17 protein-coding genes are annotated in these 14,540 nt (G+C 69.9%); 1 reads left to right on the top strand and 16 read right to left on the bottom strand.

Annotated features, from left to right (window positions below; genetic code table 11):
• Positions 1-18 precede the first annotated feature (18 nt).
• Complete coding sequence (locus tag E0E30_RS05210; protein WP_130865384.1) at positions 19-414, bottom strand: hypothetical protein; 396 nt, start codon at positions 412-414, stop codon at positions 19-21.
• A 228-nt stretch (positions 415-642) separates the two neighbouring features.
• On the opposite strand from E0E30_RS05210, the gene E0E30_RS05205 reads away from it, so the two are divergent.
• A complete protein-coding gene (locus E0E30_RS05205; protein ID WP_130865383.1) occupies positions 643-1,845 on the top strand; it encodes a pyrophosphate--fructose-6-phosphate 1-phosphotransferase in 1,203 nt (400 codons plus the stop codon).
• Positions 1,846-1,931: 86 nt separating this feature from the next.
• On the opposite strand, the gene E0E30_RS05200 is transcribed toward E0E30_RS05205, so the two are convergent.
• The 15 genes from E0E30_RS05200 to thrS form a co-directional block, all read right to left on the bottom strand.
• The gene (locus tag E0E30_RS05200; protein ID WP_130865382.1) at positions 1,932-3,278 is read right to left on the bottom strand and encodes a YihY/virulence factor BrkB family protein; all 1,347 of its coding nucleotides are present in this window, start codon (positions 3,276-3,278) and stop codon (positions 1,932-1,934) included.
• Between the two features lie 191 nt (positions 3,279-3,469).
• A complete protein-coding gene (locus E0E30_RS05195) occupies positions 3,470-4,042 on the bottom strand; it encodes a MerR family transcriptional regulator (protein ID WP_130865381.1) in 573 nt (190 codons plus the stop codon).
• A gap of 180 nt (positions 4,043-4,222) precedes the next feature.
• Positions 4,223-4,684, bottom strand: coding sequence for a bifunctional nuclease family protein (locus tag E0E30_RS05190; protein ID WP_130865380.1), 462 nt, complete (start codon positions 4,682-4,684; stop codon positions 4,223-4,225).
• Between the two features lie 48 nt (positions 4,685-4,732).
• Positions 4,733-5,434 carry a transcriptional regulator FtsR gene (gene ftsR, locus E0E30_RS05185; protein WP_130865379.1) on the bottom strand — a complete coding sequence of 234 codons (702 nt, stop codon included), beginning with the start codon at positions 5,432-5,434 and terminating at the stop codon, positions 4,733-4,735.
• Positions 5,434-5,964, bottom strand: a complete 531-nt coding sequence (locus E0E30_RS05180; protein ID WP_130865378.1) for an FHA domain-containing protein — start codon at positions 5,962-5,964, stop codon at positions 5,434-5,436. The genes ftsR and E0E30_RS05180 overlap by 1 nt, the downstream gene beginning before the upstream one ends.
• Positions 5,961-6,380, bottom strand: coding sequence for a glycine cleavage system protein H (locus tag E0E30_RS05175; RefSeq protein ID WP_130865377.1), 420 nt, complete (start codon positions 6,378-6,380; stop codon positions 5,961-5,963). Before E0E30_RS05175 ends, E0E30_RS05180 begins: the two co-directional genes overlap by 4 nt.
• A 53-nt stretch (positions 6,381-6,433) precedes the next feature.
• The gene (locus E0E30_RS05170; protein WP_210115779.1) at positions 6,434-7,294 is read right to left on the bottom strand and encodes a DUF881 domain-containing protein; all 861 of its coding nucleotides are present in this window, start codon (positions 7,292-7,294) and stop codon (positions 6,434-6,436) included.
• Entirely contained in the window at positions 7,287-7,619 is a 333-nt protein-coding gene (locus E0E30_RS05165; protein WP_130865376.1) for a small basic family protein, read from the bottom strand. The genes E0E30_RS05170 and E0E30_RS05165 overlap by 8 nt, the downstream gene beginning before the upstream one ends.
• 95 nt (positions 7,620-7,714) lie before the next feature.
• Complete coding sequence (locus tag E0E30_RS05160; protein ID WP_245306511.1) at positions 7,715-8,524, bottom strand: DUF881 domain-containing protein; 810 nt, start codon at positions 8,522-8,524, stop codon at positions 7,715-7,717.
• Positions 8,517-9,137, bottom strand: a complete 621-nt coding sequence (locus tag E0E30_RS05155; protein WP_411914019.1) for a CDP-alcohol phosphatidyltransferase family protein — start codon at positions 9,135-9,137, stop codon at positions 8,517-8,519. The genes E0E30_RS05160 and E0E30_RS05155 overlap by 8 nt, the downstream gene beginning before the upstream one ends.
• Positions 9,125-10,333: a glycosyltransferase family 4 protein gene (locus E0E30_RS05150; protein WP_167853889.1), complete on the bottom strand. Its 1,209-nt coding sequence runs from the start codon at positions 10,331-10,333 to the stop codon at positions 9,125-9,127. The genes E0E30_RS05155 and E0E30_RS05150 overlap by 13 nt, the downstream gene beginning before the upstream one ends.
• A 53-nt stretch (positions 10,334-10,386) precedes the next feature.
• Positions 10,387-11,250: an LpxL/LpxP family acyltransferase gene (locus E0E30_RS05145; protein ID WP_167853888.1), complete on the bottom strand. Its 864-nt coding sequence runs from the start codon at positions 11,248-11,250 to the stop codon at positions 10,387-10,389.
• 1 nt (position 11,251) lies between these two features.
• A complete protein-coding gene (pgsA, locus tag E0E30_RS05140) occupies positions 11,252-11,875 on the bottom strand; it encodes a phosphatidylinositol phosphate synthase (protein ID WP_130865372.1) in 624 nt (207 codons plus the stop codon).
• Complete coding sequence (locus E0E30_RS05135; protein WP_130865371.1) at positions 11,868-12,434, bottom strand: HIT family protein; 567 nt, start codon at positions 12,432-12,434, stop codon at positions 11,868-11,870. The genes pgsA and E0E30_RS05135 overlap by 8 nt, the downstream gene beginning before the upstream one ends.
• A 2-nt stretch (positions 12,435-12,436) precedes the next feature.
• Positions 12,437-14,488, bottom strand: coding sequence for a threonine--tRNA ligase (gene thrS, locus E0E30_RS05130; protein WP_245306509.1), 2,052 nt, complete (start codon positions 14,486-14,488; stop codon positions 12,437-12,439).
• Positions 14,489-14,540: the final 52 nt, after the last annotated feature.

Here is a 14,540-nt window from a genome sequence, read left to right as displayed (position 1 = left end):
TCCCCCATCCTAGGCCGGTCAGCGGGGGCTGAGCGCGCAGCTGGCCGAGGCCGTCCCCCGGACCCGGCGCAACCCGACGACCCCCAGGACGACGGTCGGGCGGCTCACCGTCACCTCGACGACGAGCCTGGGTCCGGTCCGGTTCACCGTCGCCCGGCCCTGGGCGTCCAGCAGCTCCGACGCCGTCCGGAGCGCCTCGGCTCGGCCGGCCTCCGGTCCGACCGGGTCCCCGGCGAGGTGTCGGCCGGACGCCGCCTCGCACCCGGACCTCGACGCGGTGGAGGCGACGGCGTGTGCCCACGAGGCCGCGCGGGCCTGGACGGCGCCGTCGACGGCAAGCCCACCGGCGAGGAGCAGCACCGGGAACAGGAGGGTCAGGGCGGTCGAGATCGAGGCCCCACGATCGGTGGTCACCCGACCCGTGTGAGGTCGGCGAGAGAGCGGGGTGGGTGTCGGGTCCATGAGGTCAGCCCAACCCATCCCGGGAGCAGGTGGAAGGGTACGTCGACAGAGTTCGCCGAGCGTTCACCCGGGAGGTGATGGGTGGGCCCCCAGCCGGGAGGCGATGGGTAGGCCCCCAGCCGATAGGCGATGGGTAGGCTGAGCCCTGACAACCATCCTGAGAAGAAAGGTCACGCAACCATGGCCGAGGTCAAGAAGGTCGCCCTGCTCACCGCAGGCGGCTTCGCTCCCTGCCTGTCGACGGCGATCGCCGGTCTCATCAAGCGTTACACCGAGGTCGCCCCCGACATCGAGATCATCGCCTACCGTCACGGGTACCAGGGTCTCCTCAAGGGCGACTACCTCACCGTGACCGACGCCGTCCGCCAGAAGGCCGACCTGCTCACGAAGTTCGGCGGCTCGCCCATCGGCAACTCCCGCGTCAAGCTCACCAACAAGGACGATCTCGTCAAGCGCGGCCTCGTAGCCGAGGGGGATGACCCGCTCAAGGTCGCCGCCGACCGTCTCGTCGCCGACGGGGTCGACGTCCTGCACACCATCGGTGGTGACGACACCAACACCACCGCCGCCGATCTGGCCGCCTACCTGGCCGAGAACGACTACGGCCTCACCGTCGTCGGTCTGCCCAAGACCATCGACAACGACGTCGTCCCCATCCGTCAGTCGCTCGGGGCGTGGACCGCCGCCGAGCAGGGGTCGATCTTCGCCCGCAACATCGTCGGCGAGCACAACTCCGGGTCGCGGATGCTCATCGTCCACGAGGTCATGGGCCGCAACTGTGGCTGGCTCACCGCCGCCACCGCCGCCAAGTACCGCGAATGGCTCGACGAGCAGGAGTGGCTGCCCGAGATCGGCCTGTCGAAGGAGGCCTGGGACGTGCACGCCGTGTACGTGCCCGAGGCCCACATCGATCTGGACGCCGAGGCCGAGCGCCTCAACACGATCATGGACGAGGTCGGCAATGTGACGATCTTCCTGTCCGAGGGAGCCGGACTCGACTCCATCATCGCCGAGCTCGAGCGCGCCGGCGAGGAGGTCCCGCGTGACCCCTTCGGCCACGTCAAGCTCGACAAGATCAACCCCGGGGCGTGGTTCGGCAAGCAGTTCGCCGCCAAGCTCAAGGCCGAGAAGGTCATGGTGCAGAAGTCCGGGTACTTCTCGCGCTCGGCCGCCTCGAACGAGGCCGACCTCGAGCTCATCTTCCGGTGCACCGACCTGGCCGTCGAGTGCGCCCTGGCCGGCAGGCCCGGCGTCATCGGTCAGGACGAGGAGAACGGTGACGTGCTCACCAACATCGCCTTCGACCGGATCAAGGGTGGCAAGCCCTTCGACGTCACCCTGCCCTGGTACACGCAGATGCTCGAGGAGATCGGCCAGGCCTGATCCCGGCAGCTGCTGCCCACGTCATCGACGAGTCGGCCCCCTTCCCACGGAAGGGGGCCGACGTGCATGGGGGTGACCGCTCGCCGCTACCGGTCGTGACGGCGGCCCCGCAGCACGGCGGTGACGGCGGCGGCCGCTCCCAGCCCCACGGCACCGGCGATCCCGGCGCCGATGGCGGTCCTGCGGCGCCGCGGTTCGGTCACCTGCGTGGGCAGGTCGAGGGGAGTCACCGTCCCGGCACGTCGGGGACGGTGGATGAGACGCGACGTCACCCCCGACATCGACGAGGCCGGTGTGCCCGATCCGTCCGTGTGCCCGCCCGACACGGAGGTGAGGACGACGGGCGGCTCCGACTCCTCGGCACCCTCGGCGGTGGCTCCGTCCCCGTCGGGACCGTCAGCCGTCGGGGCGCCCGTGGCGTCCTCGGTGTCGGCCTCCTGCTTGTCCGCCTCCTTGCGGGCACGATCGGCCAGGGCCGCCTCCCAGTGTCCCTCGCTGGTCCACGTGTCGTCGCGGCCGAGGAGGGGCTCGTCGCAGTCGTTCCACTCCCCCGCCACGGCCGGCTGATCGGTCGTCGCCGTCCATGCCGAGATGAGGAGGATGAGTCGGGCCAGGAGGTTGAACACCAACATGACGATGATGATCGAGCCGAAGGCCTGGACCGCCTTGTTCGAGGAGAAGGCCCGCACGAGGTACCCGGCGCCGACCTGGAGCAACCCCAGCAGGAGGCCGGCAATGAGCGATCCACGAATGATGGCCCGCCAGTTGCGTCGTCCACGTGGCAGCACACTGAAGAGGAACATGAAGAGGATCCAGCCGGCCGCCGTCGACACGATCAGGGCCGCCAGCGTGAGGAGGACGCCATGGCCCGGAACGTCGTCCAGATGGGTCACCCGGGCGATCCACCCGGCCGCCGAGGACCCCACCTGGGAGGTGGCGACGGTGAGCAGCAGGGCCACGAGCAGGCCGAGGAAGGCCAGCATGTCGAAGAGCTTGGCCCAGAGGAACCCGCGGTTGTCGGTGACCATGTCGAAGTCCGGGTCCCACTGGGAGCGCACACCCTGGCGCAGATTGCCGATCCAGCCGATCCCGGCCCACAGGGCGGTGAGCATCGTCACGGCGAGGGTCCAGCCCGACCCGGTCGTCGCCAGGGACGAGTCGATGAGACTTGACACCTTGTCGGCCCCGCCGCCCGAGGACAGCGAGTCCGCGACGAGACGCTTGACGACGTCGAGCAGATCCGGACGGATCCGGGTGAGGACCAGGGAGAGCAGGGAGAACGCGAAGGCGATGACCGGCACCATCGCCAACACCGTGAAATAGGTGATCGACGCCGCGAAGTGGTTCCCGAGCCGTCGGTTGAACCGCGTGTTGGCCCGGAGGATGTGTGCGATCCACGGGCGGGCCTTGATCCTGGCGAGGGCGTCCTTCACGTCGACTCCTTTCGGGGCCGATCATGTCATGGGCCGGGCCCGTGGCGGGGCCCTTCGGCCATGAGCCGACGCGACATCCCACGCGCGTCAGCCGACGCGACATCCCACGCGCGTCAGCCGACGCGACATCCCACGCGCGTCAGCCGACGCGACATCCCACGCGCGTCAGCCGACGCGACATCCCACGCGCGTCAGCCGACGCGACGCGCCCGACGACGCTCGGACAGCTCGTCGACGGCGACGTCCTCCTCGACGTGCTCCCGCGGCAGCTGCGACAGACTCCCCTGAACATCACGCCACACCCCGCCCAGGGCGATGGCGAACATGCCCTGACCACCGCGCAGTAGGTCGATGACCTCGTTGTCCGAGGTGCACTCGTACACCGACACGCCGTCACTCATGAGGGTCACGCGGGTGAGGTCCTCGACCCCGTTCGCGCGCAGGTGGTCGATCGCCACCCGGATCTGCTGCAGGGAGACGCCGGCGTCGAGGAGCCGCTTGACGACCTTGAGCATGAGGATGTCGCGGAAGGAGTACAGCCGCTGCGTGCCCGACCCGCGGGCGCCACGGATCTCGGGGCGGACGAGGCCCGTGCGGGCCCAGTAGTCGAGCTGTCGATAGGTGATCCCGGCAGCACCGGAGGCCACCGGACCACGGAACCCGATGTCATCGGGCAGTGGGGCGAAGTCGCCCTCGAACAGGACGTCCTGGGCACGCCTGGGCTGCGCCTCGGATCCACTCACGCCCATCTCGACCGTCCTCATCTCGACAACCTCATCGACACCGCACCGTGCGGCCCCGCTCAGCAAGGAAACCTAGGAGCCCGACCCCATCGCGGGGCGGACGCCACGCCGCCACGACGACGACCCTCCAGCGATATCGCCCTGACAAGGAAGAACGCTCCGAGGTCAAGCTCAAGTCGAGGTGGAGGGTTGAGGGTCACGTCAGTCCTCGAAGTCGTCGGGACTCACCTGGTCGAGGAACTCCCGGAACTTCTCCACCTCGTCCTGGGGCCCACCGTCGAGGATGACGCCGGCCTCCTCGAGCAGGCTCGCCGGGCACCGCACCGGCACCTGGAGCCGCAGGGACAACGCCACGAGGTCGGAGGGGCGTGCGTCGATCATCGACGCCCCCACCTGCACCTGACCGAACCACACCCCGTCGTCCAGACCGGTGATGGACAACTGCGGCGGGTCGTCGGCCAGGAGCAGCAACACCCTGGCCAGGAGATCATGGGTGAGCGGACGCGGAGGCTCGACGCCGTCCATCCCCTGCGCGATCGCGGCCGCCTCGGACGCACCGATCCAGATGGGCAGGCACCGGGCGCCGCCGACCTCGCGAAGCAGCAGGATCGGCGTCTGCGAGACGCCGTCCATCCGGATGCCCTCGACCTCGAGCTCGACCATGTGCTCCACAGTACGACGCCGACCCACCCGGCGCGCCGGGAAGGGCACTCAGCCGGCCGCCCAGTGCTCGAGCAGGTCGTAGACCATGGCCGCGTGCGCGTGCATCATGAGCTGGGTCACCTCGGAGGCGACCTTCGAGGACTTCTCCGGCTGTCTCGCGTGCGGGATGAGGGCCTGCTCGATGAGACCGGCCTCGTGCTCGGCAGCCTGCTTGACGGCCCGCATGTGCCGACTGTCCATGCCGAAGACACCGAGCCGACGGGTCGCCACGCAGATGACGAGCGCCTCCTGGCCGTACCAGTTCTGCCCCTGCTTGGGACGCACCAACTGGTGGCGCTCGAGGTCGACGAGGGTGGCCTCGGTGATTCCGCTGGCCCGGATGAGCTGACGACGGGTCATCCGCACCGGTCCCTTGGGCCGGTTGATGGCGACCTTCTCGTGCGGCTCCTCGTCCTCCGGCCGCGTCGGCAGGGAGGGCTGGGAGGTCGCCGGCGGCTCCTCGCCACGGTCGATCATCTCGAGGTGTTCCCGGATGACCTTGAGCGGCTGGAAGTGGTCACGCTGGCAGCTGAGGATGTACCGCAGTCTCTCGACGTCGCGCTCGGAGTACATGCGGTACCCCGACGGCGCCCGTTCCGGGCTGAGCAGCCCCTCGGCCTCGAGGAACCGGATCTTCGAGATCGACAGGTCCGAGAACTCCGGGGTGAGAAGCTTCATGACCTGCCCGATGGTTCGGACGGTCCCCGGCATCAGCGTCGACCGCGCCCACCGGTGTGGAAGATCATCCGGAACTTCCCGATCTGCACCTCGTCGCCGTCACGCAACTGGGCGGTCCCGTCGACGAGGGTGCGATTGACGTAGGTCCCGTTGAGGCTTCCCTGGTCCTCGACGACGACCTTGCCGTCCCGCCGCACGAACTTCACGTGGTGCCGTGAGACGGTGATGTCGTCGAGGAAGATGTCCGAATGGGTCGACCTGCCCGCCGTCGTGACGTCCTGGTCGAGCAGGAACCGGGCCCCGAGGTTCGGACCGCGCTCGACGACGAGCAGGGCATTGCCCTCGGGCAGGGCGGCGATGGCGTCGACCGCATCGGAGGGCAGCTCCTGGCTGGCCGCCCCGACGACGTCACCGATGATGGGGATCACCCCGGTGTTGTCGCCGGGGACGCCAGCGGCGGCCCCCAACCGGGCCCCGCAGTGGGAGCAGAAATTGGCGTCCGCGTCATTGGTACGCCCACAGGTCTGGCACTCGTTCATCGTCGCGTCCTCGTTCCCGCTCATCGCGCCGTCACCTCGTCGTCCGGCTCCCCATCGGCCCCGGGACCCGCAGCATAGCCGTCGGCATCGAGCAACTCGTCCACCTCGGACGGATCGTCCAGGCGCACGCTCATGAGCCACCCGTCCCCGTAGGGATCCTCGACGAGCACCCGGGGGTCAGCGGCGACGACGTCATTGACGGCGAGCACCTCGCCGGTCACCGGGGAGTCGACCTCCCAGACCTTGTCGGGGAACTCGACCTGGGCACAGGAGTCACCCCTGCCGACGACATCACCGACCCGTGGCAGATCGACCTCGACGACGTCACCATGAGCTGCGATGACGACCTCGGTGAGACCGACGCGCGCCTCGTCGCCATTGCCCGCTCGCACCCACAGGTGGTCGTCGGTGTACAGCAGATCCTCGGGAATCTCGGTCATGGCTGGGGCACCTCCTCGCAGGGTCGCGGCCGTGGGAACCACACTAGCCACCCTCAGCGTACCGGTGTGGCATGGGTCATCGGGGCCGGTGACACGACCGCCGAGATGGTGAGGTCCTGGGACCGGGTGATCGTCACGGAGGCACCCACCTGGTCCGACTCGACCTGTGAGACGAGACCACCGCGGAACCGCGCCCCCTCCTCCAGGGCGTGCGGGTCGCCGATGACGGTGAGGACGATCGGTCGGCTGATCGGCTTGCCCGAGACGACGAGGCCATCGGCACCGGTGGCGAACCACGTGTTGGCGACGATCCGTACCTTCCCGTTGACGGCCATGGCCTCGGCGCCGGCGTCGCGCATCTCCTCGACGGCGTCCAGGAGCATGTCGGAGGTGACCTTCTGCTGCGGGTCGGAGATGGTCAGGGTGATCCCCGGGCCGTGCACGGGCACGGTCCCCTGGAGCACCTCGAGCTGGGCCAGGCGCTCGCGCGCCTGCTCGGCCGCGACCTTGCGGGCGTCCGCACCGGACTCGAGCTGACGCCTGGTCTCGCGCAGGTCGGCGATCTGCGAGTCGAGTTGACGCGATGACGTCGACAGCGAGTCGAGCATGGCCACGAGGTCGGCCCGACGCATCTGCGAGAAGGGGTCCTCGTGGGCCCGCTGGCGCACCTGGCTCACGAGGACCGTCGCGAAGAGGCAGAGGATGAGCGCGATGATGAGCTGCCCCTTGGCCGGGTGGGTGAGGTCATGACGCAGGACGGTCCAGTCGATCCGGTGATGCGGGTGTGTCGCCGACCCGTCGACCCTCTCGGGTGCCGTCGGCTCGTCGGTGATCGTCGGGTCGTCGGCGATCGCCGGCGTGTCGGGGGTCGACTGCGTGTCGGGGGTCGACTGCGGCTCGGAGCACTCAGGCATGGAAGACCGCCCGTCGGATCGCCGCGGCATTGGTGAAGATCCGGATCCCCAGGACGACGACCACCGCCGTCGACAACTGCGAGCCCACCCCGATCTGGTCGCCGACCCAGACGATGAGGCCGGCGATGGCGACGTTCGAGATGAACGAGACGATGAAGACCCGATCGGAGAAGGTGTGCGACAGGTAGGCGCGCAGGGCACCGAAGAGCGCGTCGAGGGCGGCGACGATCATGATGGGCAGGTAGGGCTGCAGTGCTGCCGGCAAGGTCGGGTCGAGGACCAGGCCGAGGATGATCCCGACGACCAGACCGATGACAGCAAGCATGCGCACTCCCCCATGGCGACCGGATGTTCCGTGTCACACCATCCTGCCATGGGGCCCGGCCCGTCAGGACGAGCGGCGCGATCGCGTCTGCGACCTCACCGCGGGGTGGCCTCAGCGACCGTGAGGTTCCCCGAGGCCGGCAGGTCGATCCGCGTCCGGGAGTGGATCTCGTAGCGAACCCCGTAGTTGTCATGGAGGAACTGGGTCTGCACCGCGCCGTCGGTCTGCGCGAAGCGTCCCGGCAGGGTCGCCGGGTCGCCGATGGCCTCGATCGTGTAGGGGCGCGACAGGGAGACGTAGTCGACGGTGATCGCCGACCCGGCGGTTCGGATCGCGGTCCGTGCGCTCACCCGCCGCCCATTGATGGCGACGGCCTCCGCCCCGGCCTGCCACAGCCCGTTGACGACTCGACGCAGGTCGGCGTCACCGATGCGCCCCTCGGCGTCGGAGGCGGCATCCCGCGCATCGTCGACGACGAGGGCGACGCCCGGACCGCTCACCGCCGCGGCACCGACCCTGGCCACGGCACCGGCCTGCGGAGTCGGTGGGGCCGAGTCGGCCCGACGCAGCTGCTCCACCTGGGACCGCAGGCTCGAGATCTGTGACTCCTGGGCCGAGGCGTGGGCCTGCGCCGACTGCACCCGACGGACGAGGTCGCCGCGTTCGGCGGCCAGGGCGGGTTCCTGGGCGGCCGTGGTGCGCCACGCCGTCCCGACGGCCAGACCGGCGACGAGGAGGACGGCGAGGGTGCCGGCCACCCAGCTGCGTCTAGCTCGCGAGCCGGCGGCGTACTCCCGGCGTGTCACGGCCTCGTAGTTGGGGTCGAGGGCCTGGTCACGCACCTCGCGCAGGAGGTCCATGGTCCAGTCCGGTCGGCGCCCGGAGGCGGGGCGTTGCTCAGTCACGACGACGTCGATCCACCCGGGGCGTCGTCGCCAGGAGGTGCCAGGTCTGACGCACGTACAGCAGCCCGGCCCACCAGTACAGCCCGGTCCCCCACACGGCGAACGCCCACCCGAGGATCCGGGCGACGACCCAGCCCCCTCCCAGATGACCCAGGAGGACCAACGGGAAGGAGTACAGCAGGCAGAAGGTCGCGGCCTTGCCGACGAAGTGCACCGGGAGCGAGGTGAACCCGCGGGTGCGCAGTGCCGGCACGTGACAGGCGAGCATGACGTCGCGGGCGACGACGATGACGACGAGCCAGACCGGGATGACGTCGCGCACCATGAGGGCGACGATGATGGCGAAGATGTAGAGCCGGTCGGCGATGGGGTCGAGCATCTGGCCCGCCCGGGACACCTGGTGCCAGCGTCGGGCGATCCGACCGTCGAACCAGTCGGTGAGGCCGGCCAGGGCCAGCACGACGACCGCCCACACATCGGCATGGGGCCCCAGGACCAGCCAGACGAACAGCGGTACTCCGAACAGACGCACCAGCGACAGCACATTGGGCACCGTCAGGAATCTGTCGGTGTCGTAGCTCACCGGGTTCGTCTCCTGGGTCACGAGCCCCAGCCTAGGCGATCGGTCCACCTGGGTCGTCGCGCCGTGCGGTCGGCCCGCACCTCGATGGCCGTCCGATAGCGGCGCACGATCCGTGGGCCCACCTGGCCCCAGTCGAACTCGGCGGCGCGGCGTCGAGCTCGATCAGGATCGTCGGCTCCCCGGGAACGGTCGGTGAGGGCCTCACCCACCGCCGAGGCCAGGGCCGAGACGTCCCCGACCGGGACGAGGCGTCCGACCAGACCCCGGTCGTCGGTGAGCACCTCTCGGAACCCCGGCAGATCGCTGGCGACGACACTGGCCCCGGCGGCCATCGCCTCGACGAGGACGATGCCGAAGGACTCCCCTCCGGTGTTCGGGGCGACGTAGACGTCGGCGGCAGCCAGTACGGCGTCACGACCGTCGTCGGACAGGGCGCCGAGGAAGCGGATCCCCTCCCGGGCCGGAACCTGTCCGGGACCGACGACGACGGCGTCGAGCTCGGGCCAGGTCCGGCGCACCCGTCCCACCGCCTCGGCGAAGGCGTCGAACCCCTTGCGTGGCTCCTCGAAGCGCCCCAGGAAGAGCACCGTGGGCCGACCCGTCCGCCACGGGGCGTCGCTCCGTGGTGTCCCGACCGAGGTGAGCCGGGCGACGTCGACCCCGTTGCCGATGATGACCGGGTGCACCCGCCAGATCCGGGTCGCCGTGGCCGCCGCGGCCCCGGACACGGCGATGGCGTCGTCGATCCGAGCCACCGAGGACGGGGCCAGCCGCCGCGCGGCTCGCAGCACCGGCGTCTCGGCGGTCGCGGCATGGAAGGTCGCCACGAGCGGCCGGTCGGCGTTCCACAGGGTGAGCAGGGACGTCGACGGGTTCATCGGCTCGTGGACGTGGATGACGTCGAAGTGGTGTGAGTCGAGCCAGCCGTGCACCCTCACCGCGGTCCGGGCACCGATACCGATGCGCGCCGTCGACCCGTTGACCGCCACCGGAACCGTCAACCCCGTGGAACTGAACGACTCGGGCGGCAGCCCGAGCTCCTCGAGTCTGCCCCGACCGGGATGACCGGGACCCAGGATGTGGACGACGTGCCCCTGTCGACGCAGCCATGACGCCAGGCCGAGCACGTGGTTCTGCACCCCGCCGGGATGGCTGAAGGAGTAGGGGCACACCAGCCCCACCGACAACCAGTCGCGCTCCGACAACGGATCCGACGGCGACGGCACGGATCGGCCCCGCCCCCACACGGGACCCGGTCCCGGCACGGGACCCCACCCGGTCATGCCCGCACCCCCGGGAAGAAGGGCTGGAGCATGTGCCAGTCGACGACGTGGTCGCGGATGCGAGCGGCGAACCAGTCGGCGAGCGCCTGGGTACCCCGGGACACCTGGCGCGCTCGCGGGCCCACGCCCAGATCGATGGGGTCGGACAGCTCGAGAACCATCGTCCGTGGTCCGTCGTAATGGCTGGCCACGGCGACGAGGGCGGCGCCGGTGGCCGCCGCGATGTGGGCCGGGCCGGCTGGCATGGTGGCCGAGACACGGCCGCGCGCCGTGGGCCAGGTCATCGGCACCCCGTGTCGACTGAAGTCGCGGTCACTCACCAGACAGACGGCGTGTCCCCGGTCGAGGTCACCCAGGAGGGCGTGGACGAGCCCCTCGTCGCGGTGGCCGTGCACCGTCATGCCCATCCGTTCGCGGGCCCGCACGAAGACCTCGAACTGGCCGTCCGGCAGGGCCTCGGCCACGACCGACGGAGCCAGTCCGCGCCGGGCCGCCCAGGCCCCCGCCAGATCCCACGACCCCATGTGGGGCAGCGCCAGGACGACCCCGCAGCTGCGGTGCTCGCGCAGCAGCACGGCCAGCGCCTCGGGGTCGATGCGCACCGACTCGTCGATGCGACGTGCCGACCAGTGGGCCAGCTGCATCGAAGTGACGAGGGTGCGCGACCACGACCGCACCGCGGCGGCCGTCATGGCCCGGTCGGGTCGACTCCCGGTCATGACGGCGGCATTGAGCTGCCACTGGCGGATGGGCCGCGGTGGGCGCCGGGCGACGACCTCGCCGCCGAGCCGGGCCGCCGGACGCCACAGCACCGGCGGCAGGTACCCGACCGATGCCAGGGCCGATGCACGCAGGCCCACCTCAGGAGTCCGACTGACGGTGGACGGCGGCCATCCGCTGGCCGACGGTGACGGCCCCGGCCAGGGTGAGGTACGACATGGCCACCGGCAGGGCCCAGCGCAGCCCGGCCGGCAGGACACCCGCCCCCGCCAGCCCGGCCAGTTCGACGGCCACGAGGCTGATGAGCAGCCGGTCGGACCGCGTCGCCAGACCCATCTTGGCCGACATGCCGAGGGACTCGGCCTTGGCCCGCACGTAGGACGTCTCCATGCCCAGGACCAGCGCCGCCAGGGTCACGGCGGACCACGTCACCGAGTTTCCCGGGCCGGCGTAGTACAACGCGATGGCCCCGAAGAGCGCACCGTCGCCGATCCGGTCGAGGGAGGAGTCGAGGAACGATCCCCACTGCGAGTGACGCCCGAGCTGACGAGCCATGTTGCCGTCGATCGAGTCGGAGAAGATGAAGAGCGCGATGAGCAGTGCGCCCTGCCACAGCCATCCGCGCGGGATGCACACCAGCGCCATGACGACCGCCCCGAGGGTGCCCACCCAGGTGACCATGTCGGGGGTGACGTGCATCCGGATGAGCCCGGCGGCCAGCGGCCGCATGACCTTCTGCCAGCCCTGGCGGAACCTCTCAAGCATGGTTCTCCCAGGCCTCGGCGAGCATCCGTCGTCCGTCCGACAGCAGCTGCGGGACGGCCCGCACCCCCGCGACGATGGGCAGGAAGTTCGTGTCCCCCACCCACCGAGGCAGGACGTGCTGGTGCAGGTGTGCGGCGATGCCCGCTCCCCCGGCCGCACCCTGGTTCATACCGACGTTGAACCCCTGCGGGTGGGAGACGTGGGACAGCACGCGAATCGCCGACCGGGTGAGGGAGGCCATCTCGGCGACCTCCTCCTCGGTGGCGTCGACGTAGCCGGAGACGTGCCGGTAGGGGCACACGAGCAGGTGCCCCGGCCCGTACGGGTAGAGGTTCATGATGACGTAGCAGGCCGTGCCCCGATGGACGATGAGAGCATCCTCGTCCGAGCGTCCCGGGGCGGTGCAGAAGGGACAGCCGTCGTCGGCACGCGGGCCGGTCGGCTTGTTCTCACCACCGATGTAGGCCATGCGGTGCGGGGTCCAGAACCGTCCGAAGGGATCGGGGACCCCGGCCAGACTCTCGGCGAACTCGATGCGCACCTCGTCCTGCTGCGACATCGTCAGTCCTGCGCCCGGCGGGCCGTCTCGACGGTCGGCGAGTCGTTGCGGCGCGAGTCGTTCCAGGCCCGCACCAGCTCGACGGCCTCGGCCCGGGGGACGCCGTTGAGCTGGGACCCGTCACGGAAGCGGAACGACACGGCACCGGCGTCACGGTCCTCCCCACCGACGATGACGATGAACGGCACCTTCGACTGGGTGGCGTTGCGGATCTTCTTGCCGAACCGGTCCGAGGACAGGTCGAGGTCGACGCGCACCCCGGCGGCCCGCAGGTCGTCGGCGAAGCCGTGCAAGTACTCGTCGAACTCCTCGGCGACCGGCACCCCGAGCACCTGCACCGGCGACAGCCACACCGGGAAGGCCCCGGCGTAGTGCTCGACCAGGACGCCGATGAACCTCTCCACCGAGCCGAGCTTGGCCGAGTGGATCATCACCGGGCGACGTCGTGACCCGTCGGCCGCGGTGTACTCCAGGCCGAACCGTTCCGGCTGGTTGAAGTCGTACTGGACGGTCGACATCTGCCAGGTGCGCCCGATGGCGTCCTTGACCTGGACCGACACCTTGGGGCCGTAGAAGGCCGCACCACCCGGGTCGGGAACGAGCTGGAGACCGGTCGAGGTGCAGGCCTCCTCGAGGATCGACGTCGCTGCGGCCCAGTCCTCGTCGGAGCCGATGAACTTGTCGGCGTGCTTGTCGTCGTCGCGGGTCGACAGCTCGAGGTAGAAGTCGGTGAGGCCGAAGTCACGCAGGATCGACAGGAAGAAGTCGAGGAGCATCCGGATCTCGCCGGAGGCCTGCTCGGGGGTGCAGTAGGTGTGCGAGTCGTCCTGGGTGAACCCGCGCATCCGGGTGAGCCCGTGCACGACGCCGGACTTCTCGTAACGGTAGTCATGACCCATCTCGAAGAAGCGAAGCGGCAGCTCACGGTAGGACCGCCCGCGCGACCGGAAGATGAGGTTGTGCATCGGGCAGTTCATGGCCTTGAGGTAGTACTCCTGGCCGGCCCTGGTGACGTGTCCCTCGGCGTCGCGCTCCTCGTCGGCGAGCATCGGCGGGAACATCGTGTCCGCGTAGTACGGGAGGTGTCCGGAGGTGTGGAAGACGCCGCCCTTGGTGATCTCCGGGGTGTGGACGAAGTCGAACCCGGCCTCGAGGTGACGCGAGGTGACGTACTCCTCGATGAGGTGGCGCAGGATCCCGCCCCTGGGGTGGAAGAGGACGAGCCCGGGGCCGATCTCCTCGGGGAACGAGTAGAGGTCGAGTTCGGCACCCAGCTTGCGGTGGTCACGCTTGGCGGCCTCGGCCATCCGGGTCTGGTACGCGACGAGGTCGTCCTTGGACGCCCAGGCGGTGCCGTAGATGCGCTGGAGCTGGTCGTTGGCCTGATCGCCCTTCCAGTACGCCGCCGACGACTTCGTGAGGGCGAAGCCGTTGCCCAGGTACTTCGTCGAGGGCACGTGCGGCCCACGGCACAGGTCCTTCCAGGCGACCTCACCGTCACGTCGGACGTTGTCGTAGATGGTGAGCTCGGACCCGCCGACCTCGACCGAGGCGCCCTCGGCGCCGTGGCCGCCCTTGGACCCGATGAGCTCGAGCTTGTACGGCTGGTCGGACAGCTCGGCGCGCGCCTCGTCCTCGGAGACGACCCGGCGCACGAACCGCTGGTTCTCCTTGACGATGCGCTTCATCCGCTTCTCGAGCTCCTTGACGACCTCGGGGGTGACGGCGTCGATGTTGCCGAAGTCGTAGTAGAAGCCATCGGTGATGAACGGGCCGATACCGAGGTTGACCTCGGGATTGAGCTCCTGGACGGCCTGGGCCATGACGTGGGTGCACGAGTGCCGGATGATGTCGAGGCCATCGGGGCTGGCGGCCGGGACGGGCTCGACGACGTCTCCGTCGAACAGCTCGCGCTGCAGGTCGAGCAGACGGCCCCCCACCCTCATGGCGACGACGTCCCGGTCGGCCCCGAAGAGGTCGAGCCCGGTGGTACCGGTGTCCACCGTCCGTTCCTGGCGTTCGTCCTGCTGGTGCACGGTGATGGAGATGGACACGCTGCTTCCCTTCGTCTGGCCACGGGCATACCTGGTCCGCGGTGGGTGGGTG

Origin of the sequence: Acidipropionibacterium timonense (genome assembly GCF_900605005.1) — a bacterium.
Classification (GTDB): domain Bacteria; phylum Actinomycetota; class Actinomycetes; order Propionibacteriales; family Propionibacteriaceae; genus Cutibacterium; species Cutibacterium timonense.
Note: the sequence above shows the minus strand (reverse complement) of the source record. Positions and strands in the feature narration are given on the sequence as shown.

Excerpts from the sequence above, each read along its gene's own strand:
- E0E30_RS05205 (WP_130865383.1), top strand. The coding sequence starts at position 643 with ATGGCCGAGGTCAAGAAGGTCGCCCTGCTCACCGCAGGCGGCTTCGCT.
- E0E30_RS05195 (WP_130865381.1), bottom strand. The coding sequence starts at position 4,042 with ATGAGGACGGTCGAGATGGGCGTGAGTGGATCCGAGGCGCAGCCCAGG.
- E0E30_RS05190 (WP_130865380.1), bottom strand. The coding sequence starts at position 4,684 with ATGGTCGAGCTCGAGGTCGAGGGCATCCGGATGGACGGCGTCTCGCAG.
- ftsR (WP_130865379.1), bottom strand. The coding sequence starts at position 5,434 with ATGCCGGGGACCGTCCGAACCATCGGGCAGGTCATGAAGCTTCTCACC.
- E0E30_RS05180 (WP_130865378.1), bottom strand. The coding sequence starts at position 5,964 with ATGAGCGGGAACGAGGACGCGACGATGAACGAGTGCCAGACCTGTGGG.
- E0E30_RS05175 (WP_130865377.1), bottom strand. The coding sequence starts at position 6,380 with ATGACCGAGATTCCCGAGGATCTGCTGTACACCGACGACCACCTGTGG.
- E0E30_RS05170 (WP_210115779.1), bottom strand. The coding sequence starts at position 7,294 with ATGCCTGAGTGCTCCGAGCCGCAGTCGACCCCCGACACGCAGTCGACC.
- E0E30_RS05165 (WP_130865376.1), bottom strand. The coding sequence starts at position 7,619 with ATGCTTGCTGTCATCGGTCTGGTCGTCGGGATCATCCTCGGCCTGGTC.
- pgsA (WP_130865372.1), bottom strand. The coding sequence starts at position 11,875 with ATGCTTGAGAGGTTCCGCCAGGGCTGGCAGAAGGTCATGCGGCCGCTG.
- E0E30_RS05135 (WP_130865371.1), bottom strand. The coding sequence starts at position 12,434 with ATGTCGCAGCAGGACGAGGTGCGCATCGAGTTCGCCGAGAGTCTGGCC.